This is a genomic window from Stenotrophomonas sp. STEN023 (genome assembly GCF_056760135.1).
In genome coordinates this window covers 1-17,447 of the sequence record NZ_JBRREF010000056.1, presented here as the reverse complement: position 1 = coordinate 17,447, position 17,447 = coordinate 1, and the positions used below count along the sequence as shown (strand labels likewise).

Here is a 17,447-nt window from a genome sequence, read left to right as displayed (position 1 = left end):
CGACCAGTCCTGTATTTTGGTTTTGTGGCAGCGGCATAAGCCGCGAAGCTGGCAATGGCCGAGCCACCAAACTGATCTCCATCTGATGATGCGTGAGCTTCGCGGCTTACGCCGCTTCCACAACCATCACATCCGACTGCTTCAGCGCTTGGAATCGCGCAGCGCCTGTTGTTCGATCAGGGTCAGCGCGACGTTGTCGCGCAGGTAGGCCGGCTGCACCAGCTCCGGGGCGATGGCTTCGCCGCGCAGCATCGCCGGCACGGCAATCTTCAGCACGTCGGCGGCACTGGGCAGGGCCTGCGCATCCACGCTGCTTAGACGCGACTGCAAGCGCGCACTCAACACGCCCTCGCCCGCTGCGAAGCCGGTACCAACACCGGCCCAGACGCTGTCATCGGCTGGCAGCTGCACGGCCTCCGGCGCGACCAGCAACTCACGCTCCTGCAACTGCAGCTCGCCATCGGCAGCACGCAGATAACGCGCCGCATACAACTCTCCCATACGTGCATCGATGCAGGCCAGCACGCGTGGCGCATCAGCTGGCGCACGCAGCGCCAGCGTCTGCAGGGTCGATACCGGCAGCAAGGGCCGGTCCAGCGCCAAGGCAATGCCCTGCGCGATCGCAATCGCCAAGCGCACGCCGGTGAAAGCACCCGGTCCGCGGCTCAGCGCGATCGCATCCAACTCGCTCCGGGCGACGCCGGCTTCAGCCAGCAGCTGCTCGGCCCACGGCAGGCTCAACTCGGCATGCCGGCGCGGCGCTACTTCAAACCGTTCCAATACCTGCCCATCCACATACAGGGCGACGGAACAGGCTTCGGTGGCGGTTTCAAAGGCAAGCAGCTTCATGGCATCACATCAGGAAAGGGAGAACGGCGGCGCTTCGGAACCAGCGTCGGCCGAGGCCGTCGCGCTGGCGGAATCCGCCTCCGGCGCCCATTGTCGCGCAAAGAAGGCCTGCACATCGGCCAACGCGCGGGTACGGCGGAACGGCGGCAGGGAATCCAGGAAGATGCGGCCGTAGCCGCGCGACAGCAGCCGCGGGTCGCACAGCACCAGCACGCCGCGGTCGGTCTCACTGCGGATCAGCCGGCCTACGCCCTGCTTGAGCGCGATCACCGCCTGCGGCAGCTGCTCATCGCGGAACGGATTGCCGCCCTGGCGTCGGATCGCATCCAGCCGCGCTTCGAACACAGGATCATCGGGGGCAGCGAACGGCAGCTTGTCGATCACCACCACGCTCAGCGCATCGCCAACCACGTCCACGCCTTCACGGAAGCTGGCTGCGCCCAACAGCACGCCATTGCCCGACTCGCGAAAGCGTTGCAGCAGGCTGGCGCGCGGCGCCTCGCCCTGCACGAACAAAGGCCAAGGGCCGCCCCGCAGCGCATCGGCGGCCTCGCGCAGCGCGCGGTGCGAGGCAAACAACAGGAAGGCCCTGCCTTGTGAGGCCTCCAGGACCGGCCGCAAGGTCGCAATCAAAGCCGCGCCATAACCGCGCGCGGCCGGATCGGGCAGCTGCTGCGGCAGATAGCACAGCGCCTGCTGCTGCCAATCGAAGGGGCTGGGCTGGACCAGCGTATCGGGATCATCCAGGCCCAGGCGTTTGGACAGGTGCTCGAAGCCGCCATCGACGGTCAGCGTGGCCGAGGTGAATACCCAGGCCGCCATCGAACGCAGGCGGTGCTCACGCAACGGACCGGACACGTCCATCGGCGTGCGCTGGCAACGGAAGCCGCGCGGCGTCAGCTCGTACCACAGCACATCGTTGCCATCATCGACGGGGAACAGCGAATCGCTGGCCGCCGGCGCGGCACCCTCTTCCGCCGCGACCACAACCTCATCGATATCCCACTCGTCGACCGCAGCGCTGTCGCCGTCATCCAACCAGCGCGACAACCGCGACACACCTTCCAGCGCGCGCGCATGGCAGGCATCCAGTCCGGGCGAGGCTTCGCGCACAAAACCCAATGCATCGCGCAACTGCGCCATTGCGCCGGCGACTGCATCAAAGCCCTCCGCCACTGCTGGCACCGCCAGGGCACGCCAGCGGGTGCCACGTTGCGGCAGTTTCTCCATCGCCTCGCGCAGTTCGCGCAGCGCAAGTTCCAGCGTCGCCACAGGCTGCTGCAGGGTCGCCTGCGCGCCGGCAACGCTGCGGCATTCGGCCAGGCAGTCACGCGCCAGTTCCTGCCACGGGCGCATGCCAAAACCTTCGCCGAAGAAATTGGCGGCCAGCTCTGGCAACTGGTGTGCCTCGTCGATGACGAAGGCCTGCGCGCCGGGCAGGATTTCGCCGAAGCCTTCCTGTTTCAACGCCAGATCGGCCAGCAATAGATGGTGATTGACCACCACCAGGTCCGCTTCCTGCGCGCGCTGCCGGGCCTGCACCACGAAGCAATCGCCCCAGAACGGGCAATCGGTGCCCAGGCAGTTGTCCACCGTCGAGGTGACCATCGGCAGCAAGGGCGAGTCATCGGCCAGCCCATCCAGCTCGGCCATGTCACCGTATTGGGTGCGGCCGGACCAGGTAAGGATGCGTTGGAACTGCGCCACCTGCTCGGTCGAAGTGAAGCGCGGCTCGCCGCGGGCCTGATCCAGCCGATAGCGACATAGATAGTTCGCCCGCCCCTTCAACAAGGCGGCGCGATGACCAACGCCCAATGCGGCGCGCACGCGCGGCAGATCGCGATGGTAGAGCTGGTCCTGCAGCGCACGGGTACCGGTGGAGACAATGGTCTTCAAACCGGACAGCAAGGCTGGCACCAGATAGGCGTAGGTCTTGCCGGTGCCGGTACCGGCTTCGGCCAGCAACACGTCACGCTGCTGGAAGGTCTCGGCGATGGCCCCGGTCAGGCGCAGCTGGGCAGGCCGCGGCACGAAAGCATCGAGCTGACGCGCGAGCGCGCCACCTTCACTGAGTGCTTCGCAGCTGGCGGTGACTAGGGAGGACATGGCTTGAGCGTTGGGAATGGTGAATCGCGAATGGGGAATAGGGATAAACCGCATTCGGAACGTTGATCGCGCCATGGCAACGGCGGAGTCCACCTTCGCCCAGCGATCAGGCTGTTCAACTCCCTATTCCCAACTCCCGATTCCAGGCACAAATCAAAAGCGCTTGATCCCCGGCACCGTGCAGCCTTCGATCTGCGCATGCGCGGAGGCGGCATTCTCTTTTTCGGCACGGGCCAGACGCGATTGTTCGATGGTGGCCCAGTGGCGACGGCACAGCGGGCCGGTGCGCGAACCCAGATCCAAGGCCTTCTTGGACAGGGTCTCGGCGCGCTGCCAATCGGCCTGCAGCAGGGCGATATCGGCGCGCTCCTGCAGGATGCCGGGGTCATCGCTTACCTGCAGCAGTGCTTCGTTCAGAGCTTCCGCCGCGCCGGCCAGATCGCCGGCCTTGCGCTTGGCGATCGCGGTCTGGCGCAGATCGTCGACCTGCGCATCGCGCAGCGGCTGTACCGTCAGTTCGGTGTCGTCGACACCGGCGATGGCATCCACCGCGGCCAGACGCTGGGCCGGGGTGGTGTTGTCGACCACCGTCGGCTTCGCCGCCGGTGGTGCGCTGACGCAACCTGCAAGTGACAGGGACGCTGCGGCGGCAAGCAGCGAGTAGCGGATCAAAGACTTGGTATTCATGCTTTGGATTATCGCGCAGGCGTCTGTGCCGCGGGGGCCGCAGCCGGTTCAGCTTCCTTGCGGTCCAAGCCCAGCCAGCCACGCCAACCGCCACCGGACTGCTCCTGCGCGCCCTCGGCACCTTCTTCCAGCGGCACTTCCGCCGGCAAGGCACAGGGCACGTACTGCGGCGCGTAACCCACCACGAACGGGAAACGACGCGCGCCCGGGCAGGATTCGTCGGTGGCATTGCTGCCGGCCGCTTCCACGTACTGCCAATCCAGGCCCTTGTTGTTCACATGCAAGGCCTTGCTCGGCAGGTTGCGGAAGATGCCCGACCACACCCGCATCGCGCCGGAAGCACCAAACAGACCGGTCTGCTCGTTCTGGTCGTTACCCATCCAGATCACCGCCAGATGGTCGCCGGTATAACCGGCATACCAGCTGTCACGGCCGTCGTTGGAGGTACCGGTCTTGCCAGCCGCCTGCAGCCGCGACAGACCATCGGCGTTCAAACCCGAAGCGGTGCCGCTGGAGACCACTTGTTGCAGGCCGACGCTGATCAGGTTGGCGGCAATCGAATCGCCTTCCTGTGCCGGTGCCGGGCTCTTGTCATAGCGCTTGAGCAACTTGCCCTGCGCATCGACCACGCCACGCACCGCATGCAGCGGCTGGATCTCGCCACCGGAAGCAAGGAACTGATACAGCTGGGCCATGCCATACGGGCTCTGGTCGGTGGAACCTAGGATCACCGACGGATTGGACTCAGCCTTGAGCCCGGCGAGCACGTTGATCAACTGGGTCAGCCGCTCCGGCCCGACCTGCATGCCAACCCGCACCGTGGCCTGGTTATAGGAGCGGGCCAAGGCATCGATCAAGCGCACCGTGCCATGGCTGCGGTTGTCGGCATTGCCAGGCGTCCAGTTGCGGCCACGGCTGAGCTTGACGGTGACCGGTGAGTCGTCCACCCAACTGGCCAGCGAGAAACGATCCGGCTGGGCAAGCGCCAATAGATAGACAAAGGGCTTGAGCAGCGACCCGACCGGCCGTTGCGCCTCGATGGCGCGATTGAAGCCAGGCTCGGACACATCACGGCTGCCGACCACGGCCAGCACGTCGCCGTTGTGTACGTCGGTCACCACCAGACCGGTCTGCAGCTCCGGGCGACGCTTGTTTTCCAGTGCCTTGATGGTGTGCGCCACCGCGCCCTCGGCATAGGCCTGGGCCGACGGCGACATGCCGGTGAAGACATTCAGACCGGCGCCCTGCAGCACGTTCTCCGGGTAATCATTGCCCAACTGGCGACGTACCAGATCAACATAGGCCGGGAAACGATTGGCCGCGGCAATACCGGCGTTCTTGGACACGCCCAACGGTGCCTTGACCGCGCGTTGGTACTCGGCGTCGTCGATCAGGTTGTTCTCGCGCAGCTTGCCCAGCACGAAGTTGCGGCGGTCCAGCGCGTTCTCAGGGTTGCGGCGCGGGTCGTAGAACGAAGGGCCTTTGACCAGACCGATCAGCAACGCGATCTGCTCGCTGCTCAGCGAATTGAGATCACGACCAAACCAGAATTCGGCACCGGCCGACACCCCGTGGATGGCCTGCTTGCCGCGCTGGCCCAGGTAGACCTGGTTGAGGTAGGCCTCGAGGATGGTGGCTTTGTCGTAGCGCGCCTCCATGATCAGCGCGTACAGCACCTCGTTGAACTTGCGGGTGATGGTCTGTTCCTTGCCGATGCCGAGCAGGCCGCTGCGGGCCAGCTGCTGGGTCAAGGTGCTGGCGCCCTGCCTGGTCTCGCCACCGCTACGGATGGTCACCCACACCGCACGCGCGATTCCGCTCAGGTCGATGCCGTGATGACGGGCAAAGTCCTTGTCCTCCACCGCCTGCAGGCCGGTGACCAGCAGTTCGGGCACTTCGCGTACCCGCACCAGCCGGCGCTCTTCCTGCTTCTGGCCGTACAGGGTGGCAATACGCGCCGGATCCAATCGCGCAGCCTTCAGCGCCTTGCGGCTGCCGGCCTCGCGCAAGGAAGCCACCTGCCCACCGGAGACCACGACATCCACTTTCCTGGCCGCGACATTACCGTCCACATCGACGTAGCCGCGGCTGGAAATGGTGAAGCTGCCGCCCTGCGCCTTATAGGTGCCGGGACTATTGCCGGTGCCGTCATCACGGTAGCCAGAGGCCGCCAACTCGGTCTTCAACGTATTGGCGTTCATCGCCGTGCCCGGGCTGAGCACCAGCGGGCGGGCATATACGCGGGTCGGGATCTGCCAACGCAGTTCACCAAAACGCTGCGTGACCTGGCTGTTCAGGTACAGCGTATAGGGGATCATGAAGCCCAGCCCCAATGCGGCTGCGGCCAGTCCCCAGGTGATCAAGCGGCTACGCCACACAGGGCTGCTGCCGTCGGTATCGTCGTCGAACTGGTCGGAATCGTGGCGTCGTGGCACAGGGAGGCATCAAGTGAGTACCGCCGCAGTTTAGCGCAGCCATCCTGACGCAACGTAACCCGCGCCAAACGCCGACCGCCGCTACCTGGCGCCCCGCCAGCCCACCCATCCGCCACGAACCCCAGCCCAAAGCGCGGACACTCCACCACCTGCCAGGCAAACGCTGGCGACCCTCACCAACATGTTGGGCACATCGTAGGCAATCCAGCGCCAGCTGACATCGTGCCGGCGGTACATCCGTAGGCGCGACCAGGTGATTCTCCAGCACAGTGCGCCACACCCGGACAATGAGGTCGGTGCCAAGCGCAGTTGCCTTGCATGGACGAGTTCAATCAGCGCCGCATATCTGAGCACGGCACGCTGCCGTGCTGGCGCAGCAAAGAGCTCCAAACGGCGTAGTCGCTGCACAAAGGACTCGCGCTTTGCACCAATCTGGTTTCTACCGTGTTGCCGGTAGTCGACCATCGGTTCGGTTACGAAACCGATCTGCCCATGTACCGCCGCCACCACCGCCAGCCACTCATCGTGGACCCATCCTGCCGCAATCGGCAAACCGTGCTCGATGACCGGCCTGCGCACCGCAGCGGTTGCACCGGTCACCAGATTGCGCACCAGCAATGCATCCAATGGCATGACGGTGGACTCCAGCGCCAGTTCGGCGCGATGAATACGGAGTGCACCGACGAGTGTTTCCCCGAGCGCAGCACCGTTGGCATCCACCAATTGCGCGTTGCCGTGCAACAACATCACGCTGGGATCAGCGGCAAAGCGTTCAAGGAAAACCTCAACGCGCCGTTCATGCCAGACATCGTCCTGATCACATGGAAACACCAGATCTGCCGCACTCAGACTGAGCGCTTCAGAGAAGTTTCGAACAAACCCCACGTTTTCCGTGCGCAACAACAGTTCAACACGAATTCCCATAGCGCGAGCACGCGCTGCGAAGGCACTCAGCATCTCAACCGTGGAATCACTGGAGGCATCATCGGAGATGATGACCTCATCCACGCGAACGCTTTGGGCAAGAATACTGTTCAGTTGCTGGGGCAGATAGTTGGCGCCGTTGTAGGTACATAGCACCACACCCGCGCTGCCCGCACCGCTGCCAGCATCCGTTTCAACGGGCATGGGGTTCATCCGGAATAGGTAAGCCCAAATTGTAGCCAAGGATGGGGCTTTGACGCCGACAATCCATCCCAGGCCACTCGCAGTATTATCGCCCGGCATCGTTACGCTCACGCATCCCCTGAGCCGACTTCAATCGGGCAGCCAGCGTTTCAGTGTTGCCGTGGCAACGCTGCACTGAAGCGGCGCGTCAGGTGGTGCAGCGGGTGATTTTGCTGGGGGACCCCCGGCAATATCCAGCGGGTTTCAGCGGATTCCTGCAGCCGCCGGTCTCGCCTGTAGAGCGCAGCCATGCTGTGCTGGGGCTGTGGCGGGAAAGCTTCAGCCGAGCATGGCTCGGCGCTACACGACTTCAACGCAACGCGTTGCGCACGCGCTCGTTGAAACCGGCGATTTCCGGCGTAGCCGGATCGATCTGCTGCGCCTGCGCCAGCGCCTGCTGTGCGAATGCGGTATCACCGCCACCCAGACGTTCGCTACCCACCGCTATCCAGCGTTGGGCCAGACGTCGCCGCGCCGGGGCCAATGCCGGGTCGGTCGGGGCCAATGCCTGCCAGGCGTCCAGACACGTGCGCGCGGCGCGCAGGCGGTTGCCGCGAAGATTGTCCTCCAGGCAGCTGCGTGCAGCAGGCAGAATGCGTGCCGCCGCGCGTTTGACCCGCGCATCCTGCGGTGCCAGTGCCTGCGCCGCCTTGAAACGATCGTAGGCGCTGCTGCCTGGTGGCAGCAGCCACTGCTGGCGCGCCTCAGCCTCGTCCAGTTGCTTGAGCAGGATCTTCAGGCGGCGCTCGCGCTCGGCACCGCTGCCCGGTGCCTCCATCGATTGCCGAGCCTGCCGCGCGCGCTGCACGACCTGTTCCGCGGACGCGAGTTCGGCGCTGTCCGGCGCCAGTTCGCGCGCGTGCTGCAAGGCCTGCTCGGCGGGCTCGAACTGGAAATCCGCCGCCAGGCGCACGGCTTCCTGTACCTGCGCATGGGCGATGCGCTGCAGGCCCTGGCGTGCCGCGGGGTCTTCGCCGGCTGCCAACACCTGCTGGAACGCGGTTGCCGCACGCTGCAGTCGTCCACGTTGCAGATCGCGCTCGCCTTGCTGCCGGCGCTGCTCCAGCGCTGCATTCATCACCGCCTTGACCGCAGGCAGATTGGCGTGACCGGCGTCGTAGCGCTCCACCCGCTGCAACAAGACCGCTGCCGCAGCCAGATCGCCGCGGTCCGCCGAGCGCGTGGCTTGGGTCAGCAGATCGGACAGCACTTCATCGCGCCCTTCCAGCGCCTGCATCTTGTCCGGCTGCAGCGCCAATACCCGCTGATACAGCGGCAATGCTGCATCGGGCGCTTCATCCAGCCGCCCCTGCGCCTGCGCCGCCTCGGCCAGCTGCAACAACTGCTCGACGCCGTCCTGTTCGCTTGCCGCCTGTTGCAGCTTGGCCGCAAGTGGTTCGATATCTGCCGACGGTGCCTGCAGCTGTCGGGCCAATGTCAGGCTGGCCATGGCTGCGTCCCGATCACCGGCCGCCAACTCCCTGCGTGCCTGCGCCAGTGCCGCCTGTGCGGTTTGCGCCAAGCCGTTGCGGATATCGCTGCGGTCCGGGTCCAGCGCGGCGGCGGCCTCGAACAATTCGCGCGCGCCGCGCCCATCGGCAGTGCTCAAACGCCCATCGCGCAGCGCCTGGCGGCCGTCATCGAGCAGTTTCTGGATCTTGGTTTCCGGCCACAACCAGTCCGCCAGCGGCTGCCGGAACAGCGCCAATACCAGCGCCAATGCAGCCACACCAATGGCGATGGAGCGCCAGGCGCGCGGGCTGTTCCAGCCACGCGCCACCCACCAGCGCCCGTACAGCCGCAGCTTGTCGCCGAATGTCTCCAATCCCTGTTGGCCGCGCTGACGCCAGTTCTCCATGCGCCAAGCTTACCTATCCCAGCCTTCGTGCATCGTCTACGCCGGGCAAGGCGTCGAGTTTTCCGAGCAGGGTGGACAACTGGCCGTAGTCGCTCACCTTCAGCCGCAGGCGCAGTTGCACGCGTCCACTTTCGCGCAGGTTGTCGCTGTTGATCTCCAGCACATAGGCATCTTCCTGCGCGATCAGGTTGGTGATGTCCTTCAACAGCCAGCGCCGGTCCACCGCGCGCACCATCACATCCACCTCGTAGCCGGAGCCGGTCCTGCCCCACTCCACCGGAAGTACCCGCTCCGGGTGTGCGGCCGACAAGCGTGCCAGCGATACGCAGTCCATGCGGTGCACGGTCACGCCACGGGTGCGGGTCAGATAGCCGGTGATCGGCTCGCCGGCCACCGGCTGGCAGCAACGTGCCAGCTGCACCAACAGATTACCAACGCCCTGCACGGTGAAATCGGACTTGCCGATGCTGCCGCGGCGTGCGGTTGGCCTTGGCAAGGCCGGCGCCGCAGGTTGCGAAGCGGCCTTCTCGGCCTCCAGCAGTGCGCGGCTGACCTGGTTGGGGCCGGTATCGCCCAGCGCAACCTGAATGTACAGATCGTCGACGCTGTCGGCGTGGAATTTGCGCGCCGCCACCATCAGATCCGAATGCTGCAGGCCCAGCCGCTTCAGTTCGCGGTCCAGCAGTTCGCGGCCGGCCTGCACGTTGCGGGCACGGTCCAGTTTGTGGAACCAGTTGCGCACCTTTTCGCGCGAACGCCCGCTGGCCAGAAAGCCATTGGACTGCAGCAGCCAGTCACGGCGTGGATCAGCCTCCTTGCCGGTGAGGATCTCGACCCGGTCGCCGCTGCGCAGGTGGTAGGTCAGCGGCACGATGCGACCATTGACCTTGGCCCCGCGGCAGCGGTGCCCGACCATGGTGTGCACATGGTAGGCAAAGTCCAACGGAGTGGCACCGGCGGGCAGATCCATCACCTCGCCCTTGGGACTGAGTGCGTAGATCCGGTCCTCGATCAGCTCGGCATCCAGTGCGCCGGCCAGGTCATCCGGACTACCCGGGTCCTGCGCCTGCTCCAGCAGCTGCCGCATCCAGGTGATCTTGCGGTCGAAGGACTTCTCGGCGCCCTTGCCGCCTTCCTTGTACTTCCAGTGCGCGGCCACGCCCAACTCGGCCTGCGCATGCATGTCGTGGGTGCGGATCTGCACTTCGATGGTGCGCCCTTCCGGGCCGATCACCGCCGTGTGCAGCGAGCGGTAGTCATTGGCCTTGGGCCGCGCGATGTAATCGTCGAACTCGCTGGGAATCGGCGTCCACAGCGCATGCACCACGCCCAGCGTGGCATAACAGGCGCCAACGTCCTCGACCATCACCCGCACCGCGCGCAGGTCGTACAGCTGCTCGAAGGCCAGCTGCTTTTTCTGCATTTTTCGCCAGATGCTGTAGATGTGCTTGGGTCGACCGCTGACTTCGCCGCGGATGCCCTGCTCGGCCAGGGCCGCCGACAGCTTCTTCTTCACTGCCTCCACGTAGCGCTCGCGGGCGATGCGGGTTTCGTCCACCTCGCGGGCGATGTGGCGGTAGGTGTCCGGGTCCAGGAAGCGGAACGCCAGATCCTCCAGCTCCCACTTCAGCTGCCAGATGCCCAGCCGGTTGGCCAATGGGGCGTGGATGTCACGGGTCAACTGGGCCAGCGCGCGGCGTTCTTCGGCGTGCAGCTTGTCGGCCGCACGCATGCAGGCCAGCTGCCGCGACAGCAGGATCGGCACCACCCGCAGATCGTGGATGATCGCCAGCAGCAGGCGTCGCAGGCCTTCGCTGTTACGGCCGGCATCACGCCCGGCATGCAGTGCCCATACCTGGTCGGCAGCTTCCTGCCCGTCCAGCAACCCGTTCACCGCCGCAGCGCCCGGCCCCAGCGGCAGGTCGCCCAGCCGCGCGCGCAGGCCCGGCAGATCGAACAGCAGCGCTGCCACAGTCACGCTCTCGTCGGCGGACAGCAGCGCCAGCAGATCCAGCGTATCGGCGAGTACCGGCCATGGCAGGCGCGGCGACACATCCATGTCCGCTTGCTGCCAGCAGGCCAGCAAGGCCTGCCGTAGCGGCTCGGACAGGGCACGGGTTGAGGCGCGCTGCAGCAACGCATCCAGACCGGGAGAGGGGGAACTGTTCACAGCATTCAATTACAGGCAGATGCCCCTACACTAGCGCCCACCCTCTCTGGGAACAATATTCATGAAGCTGCCCCGCCTCGCTGTCCTGCTTGCCGCCACCGCGTTGTCGTCCTACCCGTTCCTCGATGCCCACGCCCAGCGCGTGGTACAGGGCGATCTACAGCAGCAGATGTCCGCTGCCGAGTTCAAGGCTGCTGGTCTGGACAAGCTCAGCGCCGCAGAGCTGGTCACGCTCAACGACTGGTTGCAGGGCAAGCTGAGCCAGGCTGCCAGTGCGTCAGTGGAACAGGCGCGCGAAGAAGGCCGCCAGGAAGTGATCGTCAAGCATCGTGGCTTCTCCAGTTTCGGTTCCAACGAGCCCATCCAGGCAAACCTTGAAGGTGAGTTCCGTGGCTTCAGCAAGGGCCGCGAATACACGCTGGACAATGGCCAGATATGGGAACAGACCGATGACACCAGCGTCAGCGGCGTGCGCAAGCAGACTCCTGCGGTTCGTATCACCCCCGGCCTGATGAACGTTTGGTACCTGCAGATCGACGGCCTCAATACCCGCGCCAAGGTCCGCCGCACCAAGTGAGCCCCCTGCCCCGGCCGCGCTGGCCGGAGTGGCGTTTCCTGTCACCGCCCCCTTGAGCCTGCCACCTTCATGCGCGTATTCGTCCTGATACTGTTGTTGCTGATGCTTCCGGTCACCGCTGCCGCACAGGTCTACAAGTGCAAGGGCAAGTCCGGGGAGACCATGTACTCCGAGCATCCCTGCGATGCCCGCGCCGAGCCGATGAAGCTGCGCGAGCAGCCTGTCTCCAGCAACCCGGCAGCACCCGGCAGCGCAGTAACTCCGCCTGCAACCGCGTTGCCGGGCACCCCGCCGGTGCAGGCGGAGAGCAACGGCCGCACCGCCGCCGAGGCGCTGGACGCCGAGCGCAGTTGCATCAGCAACGCCACCGCATCCATCTATGGCTCTTCCAACGACCGCATCGGCACCTTGCAGCAGCAGATGAGCATGCTCAATGAGCAGCTGGCGCAGGCAGCGGACGCACAGCGCAGCCAGGCGCTGCGGCAGCGGATGGCAACCTTCCGCCAGGCCATCAGCCGCGAGCATGCCAATGCGCATACGCAGATGAACACCGCCCGCCGCGCCTGTGTCCAGCAGTACCGCCCGGAGGCGGCAATCGGCCGCTGAGCGCAGCGGGCCTCAGCTGCGCAGCGCAGCTACCCGCTGGGCCAGCTTCTTGGCTGAGATACCGGAGCGGAAGCCCAGTTCCTGGGCGAACAACGATACCCGCAGCTCTTCGATATCCCAGCGCAAGGCCGCCCACTGTGGGCGCTGTGCCAGTCCCTGCACACGCGCTTCCTGCAACGCATCGACAAAGGGCTTGAGTTCGAGCATGCGCGCCTGGTCACGCGGTGGATCGCGCTTGGCGCGTTCGGCACGCAGGATCATCGCCTTGAGATAACGCGGGAACTGCGCCAGCGCATCGGCTGGCGTCTCGCGCAGGAAGCCCGCATGCACCAGACCGGCCAGCTGCGCCTGCATATCGTCCAGGTTGCCGCGTGCCCAGCCCATCAACGGGGACTCCAGCTGCGGCTTCAACTCGCCGGTCAAACCGAGGATGCTTTCGGCCAGCTTGAGCCGCTCCATCGCCTCGCCGAACAAACGCTTGGCGGCGTCTGCACAGCGCTGCTGGAAGGCTTCCGGGGTGCGTATCGCGTCCAATCCATCGGCCAATACCGCGTTCACCGCCGCATCGACCAGATCGCCACGCAACCGCTCCTGTGACTCGATGGCCGCATACAACAGGCCAGTCTTGGGCGACACCGGCAGCTGCTTGCGTGCCTGCTTGAGCTTGTCGGCCAAGGAGATCTCGAGCAGACGACGAACGCCTTGCGGATGCATCAAGGCAGCTTCATTCCTGTCGGCGAAAATGCGCAGCGCGGCAGCATCGCCGGTATCCACCAACGCCGGATAGGCTGGTACACCGGCTTCGCCGGGCACCTGCTCGGGAATGGCGCTGGCCGGGAACTCGCGCAGACCTTCAGCTGCCAGCGCCGCACCAGCGCGTGCGGCAAAAGCACTGCCAGCGCGTTCGCCAAAGCGGGCACGCAAGGTATCCAGATCGCGCGACATTGCCAGCAACTTCATGCCGTTCTTCTCGCTGGACACAGGCGCTTTACCGCGCCCTGCAACGGCCTGCGTCACTTCGAACAAACGCAGGTTCATGCGCAGGTGCGGGTCCAGTGAATCCACGTCGAAATCGGTGGCCGCAACCATCGCACCGGTGGCCTTGGACAGGAATCGCGCCAGCTCGCCGCGGATGTCATCGGCAGAGGGCTGCGGCCAGGCTTCGGCGAACGCGCGACCGAAATCCGGTGCCGGCACATAATTGCGGCGCATCGCCTTGGGCAGGCTGCGGATCAAGGCCGACGCCTTGTCCGCGACGAAGCCCGGCGCCAGCCACGACAGCCGCGCCGGGTCCAAGGCGTTGAGCAGGTGCAGCGGCACGTCAAGGGTGACACCGTCCTCCTCGCTGCCCGGCTCAAACCGGTAGTGCATGGCCAGGCGCGCATCGCCCAACGGGAAATACTTCGGATAGCGGTCCTGCTCGCTGCCTTCGCCCGGCAACAGATCGGTCAGCGACCAGTGCAGGCTGCGGCGTTGTTCCGGCGGCAAAGCCTTCCACCAGCCATCCAGCAGATTGGCTGAATGGATATGCGACGGCACCCGATCCAGGTACCAGCGCGCCTGCCAATCCTCATCGGCAACGATGCCGGCACGGCGCAGCTTGGCCTCTTCTTCGCGCGCCTGCTCCAGCAGCTTCATGTTGTCGGCGACAAAACCGGCGCGGGTGTTGATCTCGCCGGTTACCAGCGCCTGCCGCACGAAGATGTCGTGGGCTTCGCCAGGATTGATCCTGCCGTAATGCACCGGCTTTTTCGGTGCCAGCACCAGTCCGAACAGACTGATCTGTTCCGAGGCCAGCACCTGGCCCTGGGCACGCGACCAATGTGGATCGAAGTGCTTGCGCGCCAGCAGGTGCGGCAGCTCGGCAATCACCCAGTCCGGCTCGATGGAGGCATTGGTCATGCCCCACACGCGCGCCGTGTCCAGCAGCGTGGCACTGAGCACCCACGGCGGTGGCCGCTTGGCCAGGGCCGAACCCGGGAACAGATGGAAGCGACGCTGACGCGGCGCCTGGAAGTCGCCTTTCTCGCTGCGATGACCAATCTGGGTCGGCAGGCCAGCCAGCACCGCACGGTGCAGGGTCTGATAGGCCGCTATGCGTACTTTGTCGGGGATGGAGTCAAAACCGGGGTCAGCGTCGGGTTTCCCAATTGTTGCTTCCGCTACGGGAAAAGTTCGAGGGAAACCCGACGCTGACCCCGGTTTTGCTCCCTCGCGGGCCAGCCGCGCAGCCTTGTGCTGCTCGCCACGCGTCGCCTTGCGCTTTGCCTCTGCATCACCCCCGGCAGGCACGGCCGGTGGCGCCGACAACAGCGCCTTGCCGAAGCTCTCGTCCTCACCCATCGACCAGCCCAGCTCCTCGCACAACAGGCGCAGCTGGCGATGCAGCTCGCGCCATTCGCGCATGCGCAGGAAACCGAGGAAGTGGCGCCCGCACCAATCACGCAGCTTGGACTGGGTGAGCTCTTCGTGGGCATCGCGGTAGGCATTCCACAGCCGCAGGATGCCGATGAATTCAGAGCGTGCGTCGGCAAACAAAGCGTGAGCGTTGTCAGCCGCCTCGCGTGCTTCCGGTGGCCGCTCGCGCGGGTCCTGGATGCCGAGGAAGGAGGCGATCACCAGCATCTCGCGCAGGCAACCACCCTTGTGCGCGGCCACCAGCATGCGTGCCAGCTTCACGTCCACCGGCAAGCGTGACATCTGCCGGCCGATGTCGGTGAGCTTGCGCGCCTCGTCAATGGCGCCGAGCTCGGCCAGCTGCTGCCAGCCGTCGGCCACCGCGCGCTCGTCCGGTGCCTCCAGGAACGGGAACTCGTCGATCTTGCCCAAGCCCAGCTGCAGCATGCGCAGGATTACGCCGGACAACGAGGAGCGGCGGATCTCCGGATCGGTGAACTCCGGGCGGCTCAGGAAATCAGCCTCCGAATACAGCCGGTAGCACACGCCTTCGGAGATACGACCGCAGCGGCCCTTGCGCTGGTTGGCGCTGGCCTGCGAGACCGGCTCGATGTGCAGGCGATCGAGCTTCTGCCGCGGGCTGTAGCGTTTGACGCGGGCATAGCCAGGATCGACCACGTAGCGGATGCGCGGCACGGTCAATGAGGTTTCGGCGACGTTGGTGGTCAGCACCACGCGCCGCTTCGGGCCGGGATTGAAAACCCGGTCCTGGTCCTTGGCCGACAGGCGCGCGTACAGCGGCAGCACTTCGGTTTCGCGGTATTTGCGGCGTTCCAGGGCCTGGTGGGTATCGCGGATCTCGCGTTCACCGGGCAGGAAGATCAGTACATCACCGCGCGCGTCGCTGCGGGTGATTTCATCGACGGCAGCGACAATCGCCGAAACCGGATCCATCGCCGATTCGCTGTCCGCTTCCACACGCTTGCCACGCACTGGTGCGGCAGCGCTGTCGGCGCTCTTGCCCATTTCTTCCAGCGGCCGGTAGCGCACTTCGACCGGATAGGTGCGACCCTCGACATTCACCACCGGCGCATTGTCGAAATGGCGCGAGAACCGCTCGGTATCGATGGTGGCCGAGGTCACGATCAACTTCAGGTCCGGGCGCTTGCGCAGCAGCTGCTTCAGGTAGCCCAGCAGGAAGTCGATGTTGAGGCTGCGTTCGTGCGCCTCGTCGATGATCAAGGTGTCGTAGCGCGACAGCCAGCGGTCCGAGGCGATCTCGGCCAGCAGGATGCCGTCGGTCATGAACTTGATGCGACTGTCCTCACCGACCTTGTCGGTAAAGCGCACCTGGTAGCCGACCACCGTGCCCAGCTCGGTCTGCAGTTCCTCGGCCACCCGCGCGGCCACCGCGCGGGCGGAGATGCGGCGCGGCTGGGTGCAGCCGATCATTCCCGCCTCGCCACGACCGGCGGCCAGGCACAGCTTGGGCAGCTGGGTGGTCTTGCCGGAGCCGGTTTCGCCGGCGATGACCACCACCTGATGGGCCCGGATCAGGCCACTTATCAGCTCGGCCTCACGCGCGATTGGCAGCGCTTCGTCCATAGTGATGGCGATCGGCCGCGCAGCGCGTTGCTGGCGCTGCGTGTGCGAGCGCTGCAACTGCTGCTGGAAGGCCTGCTCGGCCGCCGTGTCCGCAGGTTTGCCCTGCCAGCGCGACAGCAGCCCCAACAGGCGCCCACGGTCACGGCTCATCGCCCCGTCAATGGCGGGGCGGGCGGCGCGCAAGCGCGCGGACAGGTCATTTTCGATAGTGCTCATCAATCGTTCAACGTCAAAACTTGAAATACAGGTATGGTGCCCAGAGCGCTATTGTGAAGCCATTCAACCCGCCAAGGAGAAAAGCGTCATGGCCAAGGCCAAGAACAGCAGCAAACCAGAAGCCGGCAAGAAGAAGCAGGCCGCAGCAGCAGCCGTCTCCAACACGGAAATCGGCAAGAAAAAGCTGGCAGCCGCCGCACCCTCGGCACCTGCCGTAGATATCGGGATCAAGGACGCGGATCGCAAGAAGGTCGCCGACGGCCTGTCACACTTCCTTGCCGATTCGTACACGCTGTACCTGAAGACCCACAATTTCCATTGGAACGTCACCGGGTCGATGTTCAACTCGCTGCACAACATGTTCATGGACCAGTACACCGAACAGTGGAACGCCCTGGACGAGATCGCCGAGCGCATCCGCGCGCTGGGTTTCAACGCGCCGGGTTCCTATCGCGAGTTCGCTGCGCTGACCTCGATTGCCGAGGAGCCAGGCCTGAATGACAGCGCCGATTGGCGCGAGATGGTGCGCCAGCTGGTGGTCGGCAATGAAGCCGTCTGCCGGACCGCACGCAAGGTGCTGGACCAGGCCGATGACGCCGACGACGCCCCCAGCGAGGATCTGCTGACCCAGCGCCTGCAGATCCATGAGAAATATGCGTGGATGCTGCGGTCTTTGCTGCAGTAAAGGGTTCGACGCAGTACCTGTAGTGGGGGGGCCCGAGAGGGGGGGGGGGGAGGGGGGATGGGGCGTGCGCGCGGGGGGGCGCGGGGACG

General features: G+C 65.4%; 11 protein-coding genes. 3 read left to right on the top strand and 8 right to left on the bottom strand.

Translation table 11 applies throughout. The features are described 5' to 3' along the window. Nucleotides 1-141: 141 nt before the first annotated feature. From tsaB to ACVOLV_RS15135, 7 genes are all read right to left on the bottom strand, one after another. Nucleotides 142-849, bottom strand: a complete 708-nt coding sequence (gene tsaB, locus ACVOLV_RS15165; protein ID WP_481555114.1) for a tRNA (adenosine(37)-N6)-threonylcarbamoyltransferase complex dimerization subunit type 1 TsaB — start codon at nucleotides 847-849, stop codon at nucleotides 142-144. Between the two features lie 9 nt (nucleotides 850-858). Further along, the gene (yoaA, locus tag ACVOLV_RS15160; protein WP_481555113.1) at nucleotides 859-2,955 is read right to left on the bottom strand and encodes a DNA repair helicase YoaA; all 2,097 of its coding nucleotides are present in this window, start codon (nucleotides 2,953-2,955) and stop codon (nucleotides 859-861) included. Nucleotides 2,956-3,108: 153 nt separating this feature from the next. Continuing rightward, nucleotides 3,109-3,642, bottom strand: coding sequence for a tetratricopeptide repeat protein (locus tag ACVOLV_RS15155; protein WP_481555112.1), 534 nt, complete (start codon nucleotides 3,640-3,642; stop codon nucleotides 3,109-3,111). 8 nt (nucleotides 3,643-3,650) lie between these two features. Beyond that, complete coding sequence (gene mrcB / locus ACVOLV_RS15150) at nucleotides 3,651-6,077, bottom strand: penicillin-binding protein 1B (protein WP_481555111.1); 2,427 nt, start codon at nucleotides 6,075-6,077, stop codon at nucleotides 3,651-3,653. Between the two features lie 81 nt (nucleotides 6,078-6,158). Further along, nucleotides 6,159-7,205 (bottom strand): glycosyltransferase family 2 protein, encoded by a 1,047-nt coding sequence (locus tag ACVOLV_RS15145; RefSeq protein ID WP_481555110.1) that lies wholly within the window; start codon nucleotides 7,203-7,205, stop codon nucleotides 6,159-6,161. A gap of 349 nt (nucleotides 7,206-7,554) precedes the next feature. After that, a complete protein-coding gene (locus tag ACVOLV_RS15140) occupies nucleotides 7,555-9,102 on the bottom strand; it encodes a tetratricopeptide repeat protein (RefSeq protein ID WP_481555109.1) in 1,548 nt (515 codons plus the stop codon). 13 nt (nucleotides 9,103-9,115) lie between these two features. Continuing rightward, nucleotides 9,116-11,272, bottom strand: a complete 2,157-nt coding sequence (locus ACVOLV_RS15135; RefSeq protein ID WP_481555108.1) for a RelA/SpoT family protein — start codon at nucleotides 11,270-11,272, stop codon at nucleotides 9,116-9,118. 61 nt (nucleotides 11,273-11,333) lie between these two features. On the opposite strand from ACVOLV_RS15135, the gene ACVOLV_RS15130 reads away from it, so the two are divergent. Both ACVOLV_RS15130 and ACVOLV_RS15125 read left to right on the top strand, forming a co-directional pair. Next, the gene (locus ACVOLV_RS15130) at nucleotides 11,334-11,849 is read left to right on the top strand and encodes a hypothetical protein (protein WP_481555107.1); all 516 of its coding nucleotides are present in this window, start codon (nucleotides 11,334-11,336) and stop codon (nucleotides 11,847-11,849) included. A gap of 69 nt (nucleotides 11,850-11,918) precedes the next feature. Next, nucleotides 11,919-12,455 carry a DUF4124 domain-containing protein gene (locus ACVOLV_RS15125; RefSeq protein WP_481555106.1) on the top strand — a complete coding sequence of 179 codons (537 nt, stop codon included), beginning with the start codon at nucleotides 11,919-11,921 and terminating at the stop codon, nucleotides 12,453-12,455. Between the two features lie 12 nt (nucleotides 12,456-12,467). Here ACVOLV_RS15125 and hrpA read toward each other — a convergent pair whose 3' ends face one another. Next, complete coding sequence (hrpA, locus tag ACVOLV_RS15120; RefSeq protein WP_481555105.1) at nucleotides 12,468-16,673, bottom strand: ATP-dependent RNA helicase HrpA; 4,206 nt, start codon at nucleotides 16,671-16,673, stop codon at nucleotides 12,468-12,470. An 88-nt stretch (nucleotides 16,674-16,761) separates the two neighbouring features. Between hrpA and ACVOLV_RS15115 the strand changes: the two genes are divergently transcribed. Next, the gene (locus ACVOLV_RS15115; RefSeq protein ID WP_481555104.1) at nucleotides 16,762-17,358 is read left to right on the top strand and encodes a Dps family protein; all 597 of its coding nucleotides are present in this window, start codon (nucleotides 16,762-16,764) and stop codon (nucleotides 17,356-17,358) included. Nucleotides 17,359-17,447 lie beyond the last annotated feature (89 nt).

Bases quoted from the DNA above. Each gene is read 5' to 3' on its own strand.
- tsaB (WP_481555114.1), bottom strand. From the start codon at position 849: ATGAAGCTGCTTGCCTTTGAAACCGCCACCGAAGCCTGTTCCGTCGCC.
- yoaA (WP_481555113.1), bottom strand. From the start codon at position 2,955: ATGTCCTCCCTAGTCACCGCCAGCTGCGAAGCACTCAGTGAAGGTGGC.
- ACVOLV_RS15155 (WP_481555112.1), bottom strand. From the start codon at position 3,642: ATGAATACCAAGTCTTTGATCCGCTACTCGCTGCTTGCCGCCGCAGCG.
- ACVOLV_RS15145 (WP_481555110.1), bottom strand. From the start codon at position 7,205: ATGCCCGTTGAAACGGATGCTGGCAGCGGTGCGGGCAGCGCGGGTGTG.
- ACVOLV_RS15140 (WP_481555109.1), bottom strand. From the start codon at position 9,102: ATGGAGAACTGGCGTCAGCGCGGCCAACAGGGATTGGAGACATTCGGC.
- ACVOLV_RS15130 (WP_481555107.1), top strand. From the start codon at position 11,334: ATGAAGCTGCCCCGCCTCGCTGTCCTGCTTGCCGCCACCGCGTTGTCG.
- ACVOLV_RS15125 (WP_481555106.1), top strand. From the start codon at position 11,919: ATGCGCGTATTCGTCCTGATACTGTTGTTGCTGATGCTTCCGGTCACC.
- hrpA (WP_481555105.1), bottom strand. From the start codon at position 16,673: ATGAGCACTATCGAAAATGACCTGTCCGCGCGCTTGCGCGCCGCCCGC.
- ACVOLV_RS15115 (WP_481555104.1), top strand. From the start codon at position 16,762: ATGGCCAAGGCCAAGAACAGCAGCAAACCAGAAGCCGGCAAGAAGAAG.